At 60.0% G+C, this 17,743-nt stretch carries 18 protein-coding genes; 6 read left to right on the forward strand and 12 right to left on the reverse strand.

The window, feature by feature from the left end; translation table 11 throughout:
* Positions 1 to 44: 44 nt before the first annotated feature.
* From PMI36_RS06530 to PMI36_RS06515, 4 genes are all read right to left on the reverse strand, one after another.
* Positions 45 to 1,262 carry a class I SAM-dependent methyltransferase gene (locus PMI36_RS06530; protein ID WP_008074528.1) on the reverse strand — a complete coding sequence of 406 codons (1,218 nt, stop codon included), beginning with the start codon at positions 1,260 to 1,262 and terminating at the stop codon, positions 45 to 47.
* Between the two features lie 179 nt (positions 1,263 to 1,441).
* Entirely contained in the window at positions 1,442 to 2,059 is a 618-nt protein-coding gene (locus PMI36_RS06525) for a TPM domain-containing protein (protein WP_007903764.1), read from the reverse strand.
* 43 nt (positions 2,060 to 2,102) lie between these two features.
* On the reverse strand, positions 2,103 to 2,852 hold the full coding sequence (locus PMI36_RS06520) for a TPM domain-containing protein (protein WP_008074529.1): 750 nt from the start codon (positions 2,850 to 2,852) through the stop codon (positions 2,103 to 2,105).
* A gap of 43 nt (positions 2,853 to 2,895) precedes the next feature.
* On the reverse strand, positions 2,896 to 3,507 hold the full coding sequence (locus tag PMI36_RS06515; protein ID WP_008074530.1) for a LemA family protein: 612 nt from the start codon (positions 3,505 to 3,507) through the stop codon (positions 2,896 to 2,898).
* 239 nt (positions 3,508 to 3,746) lie between these two features.
* Between PMI36_RS06515 and bglX the strand changes: the two genes are divergently transcribed.
* A complete protein-coding gene (bglX, locus tag PMI36_RS06510) occupies positions 3,747 to 6,038 on the forward strand; it encodes a beta-glucosidase BglX (RefSeq protein ID WP_008074531.1) in 2,292 nt (763 codons plus the stop codon).
* 142 nt (positions 6,039 to 6,180) lie between these two features.
* Here the strand turns inward: bglX and PMI36_RS06505 are convergent, their stop codons facing one another.
* From PMI36_RS06505 to PMI36_RS06485, 5 genes are all read right to left on the reverse strand, one after another.
* On the reverse strand, positions 6,181 to 7,338 hold the full coding sequence (locus PMI36_RS06505; RefSeq protein WP_008010850.1) for a phospholipase D-like domain-containing protein: 1,158 nt from the start codon (positions 7,336 to 7,338) through the stop codon (positions 6,181 to 6,183).
* Between the two features lies 1 nt (position 7,339).
* Positions 7,340 to 7,930, reverse strand: coding sequence for a YceI family protein (locus PMI36_RS06500; protein ID WP_008074532.1), 591 nt, complete (start codon positions 7,928 to 7,930; stop codon positions 7,340 to 7,342).
* A 194-nt stretch (positions 7,931 to 8,124) separates the two neighbouring features.
* Positions 8,125 to 8,454, reverse strand: a complete 330-nt coding sequence (locus tag PMI36_RS06495) for a hypothetical protein (RefSeq protein ID WP_008074534.1) — start codon at positions 8,452 to 8,454, stop codon at positions 8,125 to 8,127.
* Positions 8,451 to 9,545: a serine hydrolase domain-containing protein gene (locus PMI36_RS06490; RefSeq protein ID WP_008074535.1), complete on the reverse strand. Its 1,095-nt coding sequence runs from the start codon at positions 9,543 to 9,545 to the stop codon at positions 8,451 to 8,453. The genes PMI36_RS06495 and PMI36_RS06490 overlap by 4 nt, the downstream gene beginning before the upstream one ends.
* Before the next feature lie 190 nt (positions 9,546 to 9,735).
* Positions 9,736 to 10,617, reverse strand: coding sequence for an acyl-CoA dehydrogenase family protein (locus PMI36_RS06485; RefSeq protein WP_008074539.1), 882 nt, complete (start codon positions 10,615 to 10,617; stop codon positions 9,736 to 9,738).
* A 154-nt stretch (positions 10,618 to 10,771) separates the two neighbouring features.
* On the opposite strand from PMI36_RS06485, the gene olsB reads away from it, so the two are divergent.
* Positions 10,772 to 11,527: an L-ornithine N(alpha)-acyltransferase gene (gene olsB, locus PMI36_RS06480; RefSeq protein WP_008074540.1), complete on the forward strand. Its 756-nt coding sequence runs from the start codon at positions 10,772 to 10,774 to the stop codon at positions 11,525 to 11,527.
* The gene (locus PMI36_RS06475; protein ID WP_008074541.1) at positions 11,527 to 12,318 is read left to right on the forward strand and encodes a lysophospholipid acyltransferase family protein; all 792 of its coding nucleotides are present in this window, start codon (positions 11,527 to 11,529) and stop codon (positions 12,316 to 12,318) included. The genes olsB and PMI36_RS06475 overlap by 1 nt, the downstream gene beginning before the upstream one ends.
* A gap of 101 nt (positions 12,319 to 12,419) precedes the next feature.
* Here the strand turns inward: PMI36_RS06475 and PMI36_RS06470 are convergent, their stop codons facing one another.
* Entirely contained in the window at positions 12,420 to 12,995 is a 576-nt protein-coding gene (locus tag PMI36_RS06470) for an acyl carrier protein phosphodiesterase (RefSeq protein WP_008074542.1), read from the reverse strand.
* 154 nt (positions 12,996 to 13,149) lie between these two features.
* On the opposite strand from PMI36_RS06470, the gene PMI36_RS06465 reads away from it, so the two are divergent.
* Genes PMI36_RS06465 through PMI36_RS06455 form a run of 3 tightly spaced genes read left to right on the forward strand, consistent with a single transcriptional unit; the run spans position 13,150 to position 15,710 of the window.
* On the forward strand, positions 13,150 to 13,470 hold the full coding sequence (locus tag PMI36_RS06465; protein ID WP_007903797.1) for an ArsR/SmtB family transcription factor: 321 nt from the start codon (positions 13,150 to 13,152) through the stop codon (positions 13,468 to 13,470).
* A 2-nt stretch (positions 13,471 to 13,472) separates the two neighbouring features.
* On the forward strand, positions 13,473 to 14,639 hold the full coding sequence (locus PMI36_RS06460) for an MFS transporter (RefSeq protein WP_008074543.1): 1,167 nt from the start codon (positions 13,473 to 13,475) through the stop codon (positions 14,637 to 14,639).
* A 21-nt stretch (positions 14,640 to 14,660) separates the two neighbouring features.
* Positions 14,661 to 15,710 (forward strand): alkene reductase, encoded by a 1,050-nt coding sequence (locus PMI36_RS06455; protein WP_008074545.1) that lies wholly within the window; start codon positions 14,661 to 14,663, stop codon positions 15,708 to 15,710.
* 149 nt (positions 15,711 to 15,859) lie between these two features.
* Here the strand turns inward: PMI36_RS06455 and PMI36_RS06450 are convergent, their stop codons facing one another.
* Both PMI36_RS06450 and emhR read right to left on the reverse strand, forming a co-directional pair.
* Positions 15,860 to 16,744, reverse strand: a complete 885-nt coding sequence (locus PMI36_RS06450; protein WP_008074548.1) for a DMT family transporter — start codon at positions 16,742 to 16,744, stop codon at positions 15,860 to 15,862.
* 161 nt (positions 16,745 to 16,905) lie between these two features.
* Positions 16,906 to 17,538 (reverse strand): efflux system transcriptional repressor EmhR, encoded by a 633-nt coding sequence (gene emhR / locus PMI36_RS06445; protein ID WP_008074550.1) that lies wholly within the window; start codon positions 17,536 to 17,538, stop codon positions 16,906 to 16,908.
* Positions 17,539 to 17,743: the final 205 nt, after the last annotated feature.

Raw genomic sequence — 17,743 nt, forward strand, 5'->3', positions numbered from 1 at the left:
GATCAAAAGATCGCAGCCTGCGGCAGCTCCTACAGAGGCTGCGATCAGCTTAGGAAACCATCAGCCCGCAGCAATGTTTCAAGGCAATGTTCGCTGATGTGGTAGAAATCCTTCAGTTCCTGAATCTTCACCAACAGCTGAGCCGGGTCCACTGGCTCGGCGCGTTTGACCGCCAGGATCATCTTGTTCTTGTTGGTGTGGTCCAGTGAGATGAACTCAAAAACCTTGGTCTCATAACCGCAGGCTTCCAGAAACAACGCACGCAAACTGTCGGTGACCATTTCCGCCTGCTGGCCCAGGTGCAGGCCGTATTGCAACATCGGCTTGAGCAGCGCCGGGCTCTGGATCTGCAGGCGGATCTGTTTGTGGCAGCACGGCGAGCACATGATGATCGAAGCGCCTGAACGAATGCCGGTGTGAATCGCATAGTCGGTGGCGATGTCGCAGGCATGCAGCGCGATCATCACGTCCAGCTCGCTCGGCGCGACGCTGCGCACGTCACCGCATTTGAACACCAGCCCCGGATGCTCCAGCTTCGCGGCGGCGGTGTTGCACAGGCTGACCATGTCTTCGCGCAGCTCGACGCCGGTCACCTCGCCCTCGGCCTTCAGGGTGTTGCGCAAGTAGTCGTGGATCGCGAACGTCAGGTAGCCCTTGCCCGAGCCGAAATCCGCCACCCGCACGGGTTTGTCCAGCGCCAGTGGCGACGAAGTCAGCGCATGGCTGAAGACTTCGATGAACTTGTTGATCTGCTTCCACTTGCGCGACATCGCCGGGATCAGCTCATGTTGCGCGTTGGTCACGCCGAGGTCTTTGAGGAACGGCCGGCTCAGGTCGAGGAAACGGTTCTTCTCGCGGTTGTGCTCGGCGGATGGCACTTCGCGCAATTGCTGAGGTTTGCTCTTGAACAGCGAAGATTTGCCCTTTTTGCTGTATTCGAGCTGGGCTTCGTCGGTCAATGACAGTAAATGCGCATTTTTGAACGATTCAGGCAACAGCGCGGCAATGGTTGCCACGCCTTCCGTAATCGGCAGGTTCTTGGTGATGTCGCGGGTCTTATAGCGATAGACGAAGGACAGGCATGGCTGATCCTTGACCGTCAGTTGCTTGATGATCAGTCGCTGCAAGTCCGTTTCGCCACCGACGTACTTGGCCAGCACCAGTTTGATGAAGGCGTTCTGATCGAGGCTGGTTTGCAGCAGATCGATGAACTGGGCGTGATGATCCGGCGCGAGGCTGGCGGGAGTGGCGGTGACAGACATGGGAAAAAACGGCCTCGGGCGGTGCGAATCGGGGAATGGTGGGTATTTTAGGGGGGATGGCCGTTCGGGACACGCAGTTATTTGCCGAACGGTGCAGAATCAAAAGATCGCAGCCTTCGGCAGCTCCTACAGGGCACCGCGATCGGCGTAGGAGCTGCCGAAGGCTGCGATCTTTTGATCTAGCTCAACACCACCAACCGATTCGGCAACTCATTGCGTACATGAGTCACCGGCACATGCACCTTGAGCAACTCGCCGCATGCCTCGATGCACGTCACAAACCCCTGCAAGGTTTGCCCCTGTTTCACCTGCTGCGTAAACGCCGCCACAATCGCGTCCCAGTTCTTGTTGTCCAGCCGTTTGGAAATGCCTTCATCCACCAGAATCTCCACATAGCGCTCGGCCTCGGAGACGAAAATCAGCATGCCGGTGCTGCCCACGGTGTGGTGCAGGTTTTGCTCCAGGAACTGCCGACGCGCCAGGTTCGACGCCCGCCAGTGACGCACCGAGCGCGGGATCAGGCGCGTGGTGACTTTCGGAATACGGAACACCAGGCACAACACGATGAAGCTGAGCCATTGCACCAGCAACAGGCTGTGCATGGTCAGCCAGCCCGTCAGGTAATGCACGATACCCGGCACCACCAGCGCCAGCAGGCTGGCCCAGAGCAGCGGGATATACGCGTAATCGTCGGCGCGGGCCGCAAGCACCGTCACCAGTTCGGCGTCGGTATCGCGCTCGACCCGGGCAATCGCCTCGGCGACTTTGCGTTGTTCGTGTTCAGTCAGTAATGCCATGTTTATGAATGCCTGCTCGCTATTGTTGTTTTTACCTGCAGTATCACCAGCCGCCCGACGAACCACCACCCCCGAAACTGCCCCCGCCGCCGCTGAAGCCCCCGCCGCCGCCACCGCCAAAACCTCCGCCGCCCAAGCCCCCTCCCGAGCCGCCACGGCCTCCTCCGCTTGGCAGAATACCGAACATCTGGCCGATGAAGATCGTCAGGATAAACAGCAACACCAGGAACACGAATAACCCCGGATGCCGCCCAACGAAATCACTCTCCTGATCACCGCGCGATTCATACACTGTCGACGGCTCGTCCAGCGGATTGCCGCCCAGCACCACCAGCATCGCCGCGACGCCGTCGCTGATGCCTTTGCTGAAGTTGCCAGCCTTGAACGCGGGCGTGATCACCTGATGGATGATCACCGAACTCTGCGCATCGGTCAGGCGCCCTTCCAGGCCATAACCGACTTCGATCCGCAGCTTGCGCTCGTCTCGCGCAACGATCAGCAGCGCGCCGTTGTTCTTGTCCTTCTGGCCGATCCCCCAGTAGCGCCCCAATTGATAACCGAAATCCGCGATGTCGGTGCCCTGCAAGTCCGGCAACGTCACCACCACCAACTGCTCGCCGGTGGTTTTTTCGTGGGCGTTGAGCTGTTGCGTCAGTTGCTCGCGCACCGCAGGCTCGATCATCTGGGCGTTGTCCACCACCCGCCCGGTCAATTCCGGGAACTTCAACTCGGCCTGGGCCGTCAGGGCAAACACCCAGAACAGCAGCATCAGGCCCACTTTCAACACGCGCATTGGCAACCTCATCCTTGGTGACGCTTCTAGCCCGTTCCGGCGCTTACTGGAACTTCACTTCTGGCGCTTTCTCCGCGCCGGGGCTGGTGGCCTCGAAGGTTTCGCGGATTGGCAGATCGCTATACATCACGGTGTGCCACAGGCGACCGGGGAAGGTGCGGATCTCGGTATTGTATTTCTGCACCGCCAGGATGAAGTCGCGACGCGCCACGGCGATGCGGTTCTCGGTGCCTTCAAGTTGCGATTGCAGCGCCAGGAAGTTCTGGTTGGCCTTGAGGTCCGGGTAGCGTTCGGACACCACCATCAACCGGCTTAGCGCGCCGGTCAGCTGATTCTGCGCCTGCTCGTACTGTTTGAGTTTTTCCGGATTGTCCAGCGTGCTGGCATCCACCTGAATCGACGTGGCCTTGGCCCGGGCTTCGATCACCGCGGTCAGGGTTTCTTGCTCGTGCCGGGCATAACCCTTGACGGTTTCCACAAGATTGGGAATCAGGTCGGCGCGACGCTGGTACTGGTTCTGCACCTGGCCCCAGGCGCCCTTGGCCTGTTCGTCGAGGGTCGGAATATTGTTGATACCGCAGCCGGCCAGCAGTGTTGTCAGCAACATCAAGGCTGCAACCTGCAGGCTCGACCGATAATGGTGTCGTACATTCATCTGGTTGATGCTCCCTTGCACATTCCGTTGATGAAACAACCTGCGAACTTTGAACCCGGCTCTTGGGGCATAATCTGCGCCGCTGCTGGATTGCAACGAGCCAATGGGCTAAAAGATGGGCCCAGCGCTGACACACTGCACAAGTGTGTCTGCATTTACCTGAACAACAATAGTCGCTCCCTAAATTTTGGCTGACCGGCGCGTATTCACTGCCGTTTAGGCTTTTGAGAAAACAATTCATGAAGAAGCTGTGTTTGCTGGGCCTGTTCGTCAGCCTGGCCAGTCATACCGTATTGGCCGCCACGACGCCCGCACCTATAGAGAACAAGGACGCCTTCATCAGCCACCTGATGAAGCAAATGACCCTCGATGAAAAGATCGGCCAATTGCGCCTGATCAGCATCGGCCCGGAAATGCCGCGGGAGATGATCCGCAAGGAGATCGCCGCCGGCAATATCGGCGGCACCTTCAACTCGATCACCCGCGCCGAAAACCGCCCGATGCAGGACGCGGCCATGCGCAGCCGGTTGAAGATCCCGATGTTCTTCGCCTATGACGTGATCCACGGCCATCGCACCATTTTCCCGATTCCGCTGGCCCTGGCCTCGAGCTGGGACATGGACGCCATTGGTCGCTCCGGACGCATCGCCGCCAAGGAAGCGGCGGCTGACAGCCTCGACATCACCTTCGCGCCGATGGTCGACATCTCCCGCGACCCACGCTGGGGCCGCACGTCCGAAGGCTTCGGCGAAGACACCTACCTGGTTTCGCGGATCGCCGGCGTAATGGTCAAAGCCTTCCAGGGCACCGGTGCGAACGCAGCCGACAGCATCATGGCCAGCGTCAAGCATTTTGCCTTGTACGGCGCGGTCGAGGGCGGTCGCGACTACAACGTCGTCGACATGAGCCCGGTCAAGATGTACCAGGACTACCTGCCACCGTACCGCGCCGCCATCGACGCCGGTGCCGGCGGGGTGATGGTTGCGCTGAACTCGATCAACGGCGTGCCGGCCACCGCCAACACCTGGTTGATGAACGACCTGCTGCGCAAGGAATGGGGCTTCAAAGGCCTGGCGGTCAGCGACCACGGGGCGATTTTCGAACTGATCAAGCACGGCGTCGCCGCTGACGGTCGCGAAGCCGCGAAGCTGGCGATCAAGGCCGGCATCGACATGAGCATGAACGACACCCTCTATGGCAAGGAATTGCCAGGGCTGTTGAAGGCCGGTGAGATCGAACAGAAAGACATCGACAATGCCGTACGTGAAGTGCTCGCCGCCAAGTACGACATGGGCCTGTTCAAAGACCCGTACCTGCGCATCGGCAAGGCCGAGGATGACCCGGCCGACACCTACGCCGAAAGCCGCCTGCACCGCGCCGAAGCCCGTGATGTCGCGCGCCGCAGCCTGGTGTTGCTGAAAAACCAGGGCGAAACCCTGCCGCTGAAGAAAACCGCGAAAATCGCGCTGGTCGGTCCACTGGCCAAGGCGCCGATCGACATGATGGGCAGCTGGGCCGCTGCTGGCCGTCCCGAGCAATCGGTGACTTTGTTCGACGGCATGACCCATGCGCTTGGCGCGCAGTCGACGTTGATCTACGCCCGTGGCGCGAATATCACCAGCGACAAGAAGATCCTCGACTACCTGAACTTCCTCAACTTCGATGCGCCGGAAGTGGTGGATGATCCGCGCCCGGCCAACGTGTTGATCGATGAAGCGGTGAAAGCTGCCAAGGATGCCGATGTCGTGGTTGCCGCGGTTGGCGAGTCCCGAGGCATGTCCCACGAATCGTCGAGCCGTACCGACCTGAACATTCCGGCCAACCAGCGCGAGTTGATCAGGGCTTTGAAAGCCACCGGCAAACCGCTGGTATTGGTGTTGATGAACGGCCGGCCGCTGTCGATTCTCGAAGAGAACGAGCAAGCTGACGCGATTCTGGAAACCTGGTTCAGCGGCACCGAAGGCGGCAACGCCATTGCTGACGTGCTGTTCGGCGACTACAACCCGTCAGGCAAACTGCCGATCAGTGTTCCGCGCTCGGTGGGTCAGATTCCGACCTACTACAACCACCTGAGCATTGGCCGGCCGTTCACGCCGGGCAAACCGGGCAACTACACCTCGCAGTATTTCGAAGACACCACCGGGCCGCTGTTCCCGTTCGGCTTCGGCCTGAGCTACACCCAATTCAGCCTGACCGACATGGCCCTGTCTTCAACCACACTGAACAAGACCGGCAAGCTCGACGCCAGCGTCGTAGTGAAGAACACCGGCAAGCGTGACGGCGAAACCGTGGTGCAGCTGTACATCCAGGACGTGACCGGTTCGATGATCCGCCCGGTCAAGGAGCTGAAGAACTTCCAGAAAGTATTGGTCAAGGCCGGCGAACAGAAAGTCGTGCACTTCACCATCACCGAGGATGACCTGAAGTTCTACAACGCCCAGCTCAAGTACGCCGCGGAACCGGGCAAGTTCAACGTGCAGATCGGCCTGGACTCCCAGGACGTGACGCAACAGAGCTTTGAGTTGCTGTAATCCCCGACACACCGCAAAGCAAATGTGGGAGCGGGCTTGCTCGCGAAGACGGCTTAACATTCAACGCAGATGCTGAATGTCAGACCGCTTTCGCGAGCAAGCCCGCTCCCACATTAGGTTTAGGGTGTTGCACAAATGGGGCTCAACCCCGTCGATCCAACAGATTCACCACCAGCCGATCCACCCATCCCCACACCCTTTGCTTGACCCGCCGCCACAACGGTCGGCGCTTCCATGCTTCGAGGCTGACTTCCTGACTCAGGGCAAAGTCATTCTCGAAACTCGCCGCCACCGCCCGGGTCAGCCCGGGGTCCAGGGCTTCGAGGTTGGCTTCCAGATTGAAACGCAGATTCCAGTGATCGAAGTTGCACGAGCCGATGCTCACCCAGTCATCGATCAACACCATCTTCAGGTGCAGGAAACACGGCTGGTATTCGAAGATCTTCACCCCGGCCCTGAGCAGTCGCGGGTAATAGCGATGCCCGGCGTAGCGCACCGACGGGTGATCGGTGCGCGGCCCGGTCAGCAGCAAACGCACATCGACGCCACGAGCCGCCGCCCGGCGCAGTGAACGGCGGACTTTCCAGGTCGGCAGGAAATACGGCGTGGCCAGCCAGATTCGGCGCTGGCCGCTATTCAGCGCACGAACCAGCGATTGCAGAATATCGCGGTGTTGACGGGCATCGGCATAGGCGACCCGGCCCATGCCCTCGCCCATGGCCGGCACTCGCGGCAGGCGCGGCAAGCCGAAGTGCGCAGTGGGTTTCCAGGCGCGCCGATGGCGGTTGGCGATCCATTGGCGGTCGAACAGCAACTGCCAGTCGATGACCAAGGGACCGGTGATTTCCACCATCACTTCGTGCCATTCGCTGGTGTCTTCGCCCGGGGTCCAGAACTCATCGGTGACCCCGGTGCCGCCGACCACCGCCAGGCATTGATCCACCAGCAGCAACTTGCGGTGATCGCGGTAGAAATTGCCCACCCAGCGTCGCCAACTCAGGCGGTTGTAGAAACGCAACTCGACACCGGCGGCCATCAGTCGCTGACGCAAGGTCAGGGTAAAGGCCAGGCTGCCATAGTCATCGAACAGGCAGCGCACCCGCACACCGCGTTCGGCAGCCTGGACCAGCGCCTGAACCATGGCCTCGGCGCAGGCTCCCGCCTCCACCAGGTACAGTTCCAGTTCGACTTGTTCTTCGGCGCGGGCAATCGCCACCAGCATTCGCGGAAAAAACTGCGGGCCGTCGATCAGCAGTTCAAAGCGATTGCCTTCGCGCCACGGGAAAATTGCGCCGCGCATCTCAGCGCGCCGTGAAAATCAGCACCGCACCCACCGGCACCGACAGACTGATGGCTGACAAACCGGCAACCTTGCGCAAGCTTTCCAGGCCCGGGGCCAGGTCGAAGTCTTCAGCGTTGATCACCAAAGGTTCGAGAGTCACCACTTGAAAGCGCCGGTCATCGAGACGGGTCGCCAGCAGTTCGGCGTTGTATTGGTGTTGTTTGCCATGCAGGTTGACGGTCAGCGGCAAGCGCAACTCCAGTTGCGCACCGGGCGCCAGGTCGTTGATCGGCCGTAGATCGATTTGCGTGCTGATTAGCGCTTCAGGGAACGTCTGGATATCGAACAGTTCCTTGCGCATGCGTTCGTCACGCAGCGGAATGCCGCTGTTGACCGACTCCAGCTCAACCTCCACCTGCGCCAGGCCCTTGGGATCGACCTTGCCGTGCAGCACCAGAAAGCGCTGCACTTCGGAAATATTGGCGTTTTTAGTGCTGATGAACGACAGCCGCGAGGACTCGCCGTCCAAGTACCAATTGGCCTGGGCCGACACGGTGACACCGGCCAGCAGCAGGGAGGCGAGGGTTTTGCAGACAAAGCGGTTGAACATAGAGACTCATGGGCAGATAAACCTGAGCGAACCTTAACTGGCCGTGGGCGCATTGCAAACCGCAAAGATCAAAAGATCAAAAGATCAAAAGATCAAAAGATCAAAAGATCAAAAGATCAAAAGATCGCAGCCTTCGGCAGCTCCTACAGGGTTGCACGCGGTCAATGTAGGAGCTGCCGAAGGCTGCGATCTTTTCAGGGCATCAACCGACAGCCTTGGCGTTCACCAATCCAAACAGCGCTATTGCTGCGCCCCATACCCCCCACCGTCACGCGCTTGTTCGCGGCGTCATCGACGAACCCGTTGGTGGGCAAATACTGCTTCACATAGCCCTGGCAATACCCGGCCGGATTGTTCATCACATAGCGGCACGAGCAGTATTCCTTGGCGGTGTAGGCGCTGATGATGTCCGGGAAGGCCCACAGCGCCACCCGCTCCTGCCAGCCCCAGCCAAGCAAGGCGATCAGCAGCACCAGCAACAGCGCGCTGAACGGCCGACGGCGAATAAGACTGCGGCGGCTCATGGCTGCACCTTCATGGCAAATGCCTTGAACGCGAGTCTTAGCAAATCGTTGTGCCGATAACTTCCATCGCGATCATCGCCGTAGCGCACGATCACCAGCTTCTCGCTGGGAATCACGTACATCGCCTGACCCCAATGGCCCAGCGCGGCAAAGGTGTCGGCGGGCGCATCGGGCCAAGGTTGTGTCGCGCCATCCACTGCGCGATTGAGCCACCAATGCCCGCCGGGCACGGCTTCATCCTGGTTGGCTTGATAGCGGGCGAAAGGCTCACGACTGAAGTCGACCCACTCCTTGGGCAGCAATTGCCGCTTACGCCAACGACCGTCGCGCGCCATCAACAGGCCGACCCGCGCCAGGTCCCGGGCAGTGAGATAGGCGTAGGACGATGCGACAAACGTGCCCGTGGCATCCGCTTCCCACACCGCACTGCGAATCCCCAAGGGTTCGAACAGCGCAGTCCATGGATAATCAGGATAACGGGCCGGGCCGACGATGGTTTTCAGCGCGGCGGACAGCAGGTTGCTGTCGCCGCTGGAGTAGCGGAATGCCTGACCGGGTTGGGCGTACTCGTCGTGCTCAACAGTGAACGCGGCCATGTCGCGGTGTCCACGGGTGTAGAGCATGGCCACCACCGAGGACTTCAACGGTGCGTATTCATAATCCTCCTGCCAGTCCAGGCCCGAGGCCCAGTGCAGCAGGTCGGCCATGGTCATGGCGGGGTGTTTTTCCAGCGGTGGATAGAACCTCACCGCCGGGTCCTGGAGTTTGAACAAGCCTTCGCCATAGGCCACCCCGAGGACTGTGGCCATGAGGCTTTTGCTGATTGACCAGGTCAGGTGCGGCGTTTGTGCAGTGGTCGGGCCGGCGTAGCGTTCGTAGATCAGCTGACCGTCGCGGATCACCAGCAAGGCATCGGTGCGAATGCCTTGGTGAGTGGCATCGTCGCGGGGTGGGAATGCGTAGTTTTCCAGGGCTTGAAGTGCCGGGCCGGTGACTTTCGGGCCCGGCGACCATTGCTCGGCCGGCCAGTTTTCGGCCTGGGCTGTGAGGCTGAGCAGTAGCATGTAAATCAGGGACAAGCCTTTGAACATGAGGGGGGCTCGGAGGGATGAACCTGCAGAGCCTAGTCGAGCTAGATGACAGTTTTGGAATTTGTGTCGTCCAAGAGATCGCCTTCGCGAGCAAGCCCGCTCCCACAGTTGATCTGCGGTGTTCACACATTTTGTGCTCACCACAAATCCCCTGTGGGAGCGGGCTTGCTCGCGAAGGGTCCCTTCAGCCTTATAACAATCCCGCCAACGCCTTGGCCAACCGCTTGCCCCGCGCCCCCGCAGCCAAATCCATCACTGTCTGATCGCGCTGCCACATCGCCGCCCATTGTGGCGGGCCATCGGCCAGAGCCTGATTCACTTCAGCCTTGAGCCCGTCGAACTGCGCAAACAACCCGCCCAGCAACACATGCCCGGCCGGATTGTTCGGCGCCTGGCGGCTGACTTCCGCGCACCCGGCCAGCAGCGCCAGCAAGCGCAGTTGCAAGGTTTGCGGCCAGTCGCTGTCTTGGCCAACGCCGAACAACCACGCAGTCATGGCGCTCAGCACATAGATGTCTTCCAGGGTTCGGAACGGTTTGACGTAAGCATCCCAGCCATCCCCAGCGAGCAATTCACACAGTGCGTTGTCGAGAAACAACCGGCCGTGGCCTATGTCCGGCATCAATGGCATGGGCGCGAGCTTTTCCAGACGCACACCCGGTTCGCCGGGGTAAACCACCGCAAGGTTCAAACGCGGCACTTCGCCGGGTTCTTCACTGCGAGCTGCGACCAATAGCCAGTCGGCGGCATCGCCGGCGGTGACGAAATCCTTGCGCCCGTTCAGGCGCAGATCGCGCAGCCGGGTCTGCATGTCCGCCACTCGCAAACTGCGCTGTTCGGTCGCGCACAACGCGCCGAGGCTCAGCGGCGCGCTCGGCCAGAGCATGCGCAACGCCGCCTGATAACCCACCAGAAACGCCAGCCCCGGCGTCGCCATCAGCCGTCCGCCGGCCACCGCCAATTCGAACGGCGACACCGCGCCCAACTGTTGCAACAAGGTGGCAAAGCCTTCACCCAGGTCAGGGTCGGCGGGCAGGCGATCGCGGCGTTTCAACAGGGTTTGCCAGGGCATAAGAGGCTCCTTGTGGGCTGTCATATAAGCATCACCAAAGCTTCATGGCGATGACACCGGGGCTACATAGCCTGACTTTGCACAACACGGCTGCATAAAGAAAGTCGATCGGCTGCAACCCAAGACGGGTGGCCAGCCCGCACGGAGACTCACAATGACTCAGATCGCCCGCATCAGCGACACCGGCAATGAACGCCGCCTGCAAGCCGAACGCCTAGTGGGCGCCGAGGCGTTGCAGGAAGCCCAGGCCTTGCGCTTCAACGTGTTCAGCGGCGAATTCAACGCCAAGCTGAAAGGCGCGGAGCTGGGTCTGGACATGGATGACTATGATGTTCACTGCGCCCACATCGGCGTGCGTGACTTGAACACCGGGCGCCTGGTGGCGACCACCCGTTTGCTCGACCATACAGCGGCCAGCAGCCTGGGCAAGTTCTACAGCGAAGAAGAATTCAGCCTGCATGGCCTGATCCATCTGAAAGGCCCGATCCTGGAAATCGGTCGCACCTGCGTCGACCCGGCCTACCGCAACGGCGGCACTATCGCTGTGCTCTGGGGTGAACTGGCCGAAGTGCTGAACCAGGGCGGCTACAGCTATTTGATGGGTTGCGCGAGCATCCCAATGCAGGACGGCGGCATTCAAGCTCACGCGATCATGCAGCGTCTGCGCGAACGCTACCTGTGCACCGAACACCTGCGAGCCGAGCCGAAGAAGCCATTGCCGACGCTCGATATTCCGTCCAACGTCATCGCCGAAATGCCGCCGCTGCTCAAGGCCTACATGCGCCTGGGCGCGAAAATCTGCGGCGAGCCGTGCTGGGACGAAGACTTCCAGGTGGCCGACGTGTTCATCCTGCTCAAGCGCGACGAGCTTTGCCCGCGCTACGCCAAGCACTTCAAGGCGGCTGTGTAATGAGCCGCTTGCGGGTGTACGCGCGAATTGCGCGAGTGCTTTTGGTCGTGACGCTGGGCTTGAGCATGGCCAGTGTGTTCGGGTTGTTCGAGCGACTGGGGATTGCCCATTCGATGGTCCGTCGCCAGCGCTGGTCGCGGTTTTTCATGGCGCGGCTGAGCAATGCCCTGCCCTTTCGCGTGACCGTGCATGGTGAATTACCAAAGGCGCCAATGCTCTGGGTGAGCAATCACGTGTCCTGGACCGACATTCCGCTGCTGGGCATGCTCACGCCGCTGTCGTTCCTGTCCAAGGCCGAAGTGCGCACCTGGCCAGTGGCGGGCTGGTTGGCGGCCAAGGCCGGCAGCCTGTTCATTCGCCGTGGTTCAGGCGACAGTCAGTTGATCCGCAAACAGATGACCCGTCATCTGGAGCAGGAACATCCACTGCTGATGTTCCCCGAAGGCACCACCACCGATGGCCGCTCGCTGCGTACGTTTCATGGCCGTTTGCTGTCCGCGGCGATCGATTCCGAAGTGGCGCTGCAACCGGTGGCGATTCGTTATCTGCGCGACGGCGAGCTCGATACCCTGGCACCGTTCATTGGCGATGATGATTTGCTCTCGCACCTGATGCGCTTGTTCGCCAATGATCGGGGTGAGGTGGAGATTCATCTGCTCAAACCGATCGAATGTCAGGACCGGGAACGTGCGGCGCTGGCGTTCGAAGCGCAGCAGGCGGTGCAGAGGGCGTTGTTTGGGGCGATTGCGCAGACACAACAGGAGCCGCTACGCCCTGCGATCGCGGCCTGACACAAATCCCCTGTGGGAGCGGGCTTGCTCGCGAAAGCGGTTTGACAGTCAGCACATGTGTTGAATGTGAAGCAGCCTTCGCGAGCAAGCCCGCTCCCACATTAGATTCGCGGTGTCGCAGCGAATGCCTGCAACTGGGGATAGAACAACCGGAAATCCTCGCTCAACGGTTCATACAACCGCCGCAATTCCTCCATCGCACCCGCCAACTCCTCCGGCCGGGTCAACCTGCGCGAAATCCCCCGCAGCACCTGCTCAAGCACTTCGAATTCCTGATATGAACCCAGCCAATCATTGGCCACCATGTGCGGTGCAATTCGCGCCAGGCGCTCCGGCAGCTGCGGTTCGGCGGACAGCACCCGATAAACGTGCGCGGTGAACTGCTCAAGCGGTTGATCTGCGTAAAGCGTCCAGTCCCGCGCCAGGCAGTGGTCGAAAAACACATCGAGCACAATCCCGGCGTAACGCCGGCGCGTGAGGGAAAACCGCGACAAGGCGATGTCCACCAGCGGATGGCGGTCGGTAAACACGTCGATGCTGCGGTGCAACTGGATGGCCGCTTCGATCTCCGGATCGAACTGCCCTTGCAGCCGTCCTTTGACGAAATCGCCATACAGACTGCCGAGCATTTGACCGGGGCGCTGGCCACCGAGGTGCAGATGTGCGAGATAGTTCATGCGCGCAGCTTAGCACTGCGCCATCCATATCGTTATAACCCGATATACCGATTCATGCGGTCATCAGACCAAAATCATATTGGTATATCGCGAAGTACCGATTTAAAGTTCGCCTCATCGCGATATAGCGTTTTACTCATCACGAGCCCAAACCATGACCATCGACCTCGACGAAATAATAAAAGCGCTGGCACACCCAGTACGCCGAGACATCCTCATCTGGCTGAAAGACCCCAAGGTCCAGTTCCCGGAACAACTCCACAACCACGAGTACGGCATTTGCGCCGGACAGATCGATCAACGCTGCGGCCTGTCGCAGTCGACCGTGTCCGCCCATTTGGCGACCTTGCAACGGGCGGGACTGATCAGCAGCCAGAAAGCCGGTCAATGGCACTTCTTCAAACGCAACGAGGACGTGATTCAGGCGTTCCTCGACGCCATCGACAAGGAGCTCCGCGCTCCGACAAGGAACTGACAATGCCCCTCTCGCTACTCATTCTGGCCTTGAGCGCCTTCGCCATCGGCACCACCGAGTTCGTCATCATGGGCCTGTTGCCCGAGGTGGCGGCCGATCTTGGTGTGTCGATCCCCGGCGCCGGCTGGCTGGTGACCGGTTACGCCCTGGGCGTGGCCATCGGCGCACCGTTCATGGCACTGGCCACCGCCAGGCTGCCGCGCAAGGCCGCATTGGTAGCGTTGATGGGCATCTTCATCATCGGCAATCTGCTCTGCGCCCTGGCCAGTGACTACAACGTTTTGATGTTTGCCCGTGTGGTCACCGCGCTCTGTCACGGCGCCTTCTTCGGCATCGGTTCGGTGGTGGCGGCAGGTCTGGTACCGGCCAACAAACGTGCATTGGCCGTGGCCTTGATGTTCACCGGCCTGACTCTGGCCAACGTTCTCGGCGTGCCGCTGGGCACCGCGCTCGGTCAGGAAGCCGGCTGGCGTTCGACCTTCTGGGCGGTGACCGTGATCGGTGTGATTGCACTGATCGGCCTGATCCGCTTCCTGCCGGCCAAGCGCGACGAAGAGAAACTCGACATGCGCGCCGAACTGCGCGCCCTCAAAGGCGCCGGCATCTGGTTGTCGTTGAGCATGACTGCATTGTTCGCCGCCTCGGTCTTCACCTTGTTCACCTATGTCGCCCCGCTGTTGGGCGAGGTCACTGGAGTCTCGCCACGCGGCGTGACCTGGACCTTGATGCTCATCGGTCTGGGCCTGACGGTCGGCAACATCATCGGCGGCAAGCTGGCTGACAAAAGCCTGGCTGCGACGCTGATCGGTGTGTTCATCACCATGGCGGTCGTATCCACCGTGCTGACCTGGACCAGCATTGCCGTGATTCCGACCGAAATCACCCTGTTCCTGTGGGCCACCGCGTGCTTCGCCGCCGTACCCGCGCTGCAAGTGAATGTTGTGACCTACGGCAAGGCGGCACCCAACCTGGTATCGACCCTGAACATCGGCGCTTTCAACGTCGGCAACGCACTCGGTGCCTGGGTCGGCGGCAGCGTCATCGCCCATGGCTTCGGTCTCACCCGCGTGCCACTCGCGGCAGCCGCACTGGCGGTACTCGCATTGCTGGTGACCCTGATTACTTTCCGTCAGAACGGCGATGCCGAACTGGCCCCCGCTACTAACTGATCGCTAAAAGAGAGCTATTTCATGACGACTATTTTCGATCCGATCAAACTGGGCGACCTCGAGTTGGCCAACCGCATCATCATGGCGCCGCTGACCCGCTGCCGCGCCGACGAAGGCCGTGTGCCGAATGCGTTGATGGCCGAGTACTACGTACAACGCGCCTCTGCCGGTCTGATCCTCAGCGAAGCGACTTCGGTAACACCGATAGGCGTGGGCTACCCGGACACTCCCGGTATCTGGTCCAACGACCAGGTGCGCGGCTGGAGCAACGTGACCAAAGCAATCCACGGCGCGGGCGGCAAAATCTTCCTGCAACTGTGGCACGTGGGCCGGATTTCCCACCCCTTGTACCTGAACGGCGAAGCACCGGTCGCACCGAGTGCCATCCAGCCTAAGGGTCATGTCAGCCTGGTGCGTCCATTGGCCGACTTCCCAACCCCGCGTGCCCTGGAAACCGCTGAAATCGCCGACATCATCGACGCTTACCGCCTGGGTGCCGAGAACGCCAAGGCTGCCGGTTTCGACGGTGTGGAAATCCACGGCGCCAACGGTTACCTGCTCGACCAGTTCCTGCAAAGCAGCACCAACCAGCGCACCGACAACTACGGCGGCTCCCTGGAAAACCGTGCGCGCCTGTTGCTGGAAGTGACCGATGCCGCCATCGAAATCTGGGGCGCGGGCCGCGTGGGTGTGCACCTGTCACCCCGTGCCGATCTCCATGACATGGGCGACGACAACCTGTCCGAGACCTTCACCTACGTCGCTCGCGAACTGGGCAAGCGTGGCATCGCCTTCATTTGCTCGCGCGAGAAAGAAGCTGGTGACAGCCTCGGCCCACAAATGAAGGAAGCCTTCGGCGGCCCGTACATCGCCAACGAACGCTTCACCAAGGACAGCGCCAACGAATGGCTCGCCAGTGGCAAGGCTGACGCAGTGGCATTCGGTGTACCGTTTATCGCCAACCCGGACCTGCCGGCACGTTTGAAGGCCGATGCGCCGTTGAATGAAGCACGTCCGGAACTGTTCTATGCGAAGGGTCCGGTCGGTTACATCGACTACCCGGCGCTGTAAACGTCCGCCGTTGAAATGCAAAAGCCCCGACTCGAAAGAGCCGGGGCTTTTGCATTTTGCATATAGAAGATCAAAAGATCGCAGCCTTCGGCAGCTCCTACAGGGTGTACGCCATTCAAATGCAGGAGTTGCCGAAGGCTGCGATCTTGTCAGCGTTTGCGCTGCCCCCAGGCGACCGCAAGACCGCTGAGGCAAATCACCGTGATCCCGATCACGCCGAAGCTGTCCGGGGTATGGTCGAAGATCAAATACCCGTACATCCCCGCAAACAGGATCTGCCCATAGCTGAAGGGTGCCAGCATCGCCGGCGCTGCATGGCGGAAGGCCTGGGTCAACAACATGTGACCGAGCATGCCACAAGTGCCCAGCCCGATCATGAACAGGCCGTGCAGCAACGTTGGCGTGCTCCAGAAAAACGGCAACAACGCAGTCATGATCAGGCTGTTGAGAATGCCGGTGAGAAAGTTGCTGGTGGTCGGGCTGTCGATACCGCTGAGCAGGCGGGTGAGCAATTGATAGAAGCCAAAACACAAGGCCGAGCACAGTGGCAGCAAGATCGCCGGGGTGAACAGCGCACCACCGGGCCGCACGACGATCAACACGCCGACAAATCCACCCAGTACCGCCAGCCACTGATTGCGGGTTACCCGCTCATGCAGCAACGGTACGGACAATGCGGTCACTAATAAAGGCGCAAGAAAAGTGACGGCTGTGGCTTCAGCCAAGGGGATGTAACGCAGACCGGTAGTGAAAAACAGGCTGGTGCCAATCAGGCACAGGGCGCGTAATAACTGCAAACCCGGACGCTTGGTGCGCACCACCACCGAGAAACCACTGCGTGGCACGAAAATCACCAGCATCAACAAGGTGTGCACCACGTAGCGTGCCCAAACCACCATCACGATCGGATAGAACCCGGACAGGTACTTGGACAAAGTGTCGTGACTGGCGAACAACAAAACCGCCAGGCAGATCAGCGCGATACCCTTTATCGGCTGCTCGGCGCCCTTGTAGCCCGGGTGGTTAACATTCATTCACACACTCGACACAAAATCCCTACAAAATACGTAGCTCGCTACCTATCAACCTGGCAAACGTACGTATATAAAAGCACCCCATTACAGAAAGGCGAGTGAAGCAGGGACATTCCCCGCTTCAATTCTTGACACAAATGGATCCAATTACGCATTTTGTTTCATTTGCGCAGGCTGGGACTCAAGCGCAGCATATCCAACGCTGTATCGACACAGCGCTCGGCTTCGGTGTGCAGTTGAAAGCTGTCGGGAGCCAACAGCCACTGATACAGAATGCCATCGACGTACGCATGCAGACTGATGGCCGCGCGGGCCGTGTCGAGGTCTTCCGGCAACTGCCCGCGATTCACCGCATTACTCAGGGCCAGAGCGATTCGCACATTGCAATCGAGACTGACCGTTCGGCGCTGCTGGCGCAGGTCGCACATTTCATCAGTGAATTCGCACTTATGAAACAGAATCTCATTGATGCGTCGGGTTTTCGGGTCCAGGGCAACTTGATGAAACAAATGAATCAGCAGCTTGCGCATGCAGCCCAGCGGATCGAGTTCATCTTCGCTTTCACTGGCCTTGGCCATTTCATCCAGCGGCTCATGCAAGGTATCGAGCATCGCCTGCACCAGATCCGCCTTATTACTGAAATGCCAGTAGATGGCCCCGCGAGTCACGCCGGCCAGGGTCGCGATATCGGCCAGCGTCGTGCGGGCCACGCCGCGCTCGTAAAAGGCTTTTTCTGCCGCTTCGAGTATCTGGCTTCGGGTTTCTTGAGCTTCCTCTTTGGTACGACGGACCATGGCAGTAAAACCTCAATCAGGGGTGCTTCAGCGATGTCTGAATATCAGCTGAAGAAAAGTGGGGCGAGCGCTCTCGGGCTTCGTCTGCGGCCTACAATTCAAACCTTTGGATGGCTTTTGTAACCGTGTGGATACATCGCCAAGGCCTTTACAAACAACCATGAACGTAAGTATATTCCTTAGCAAGCTACTTATCCACCCGGCA

This window comes from Pseudomonas sp. GM79 (assembly GCF_000282495.1).
Taxonomy (GTDB): domain Bacteria; phylum Pseudomonadota; class Gammaproteobacteria; order Pseudomonadales; family Pseudomonadaceae; genus Aquipseudomonas.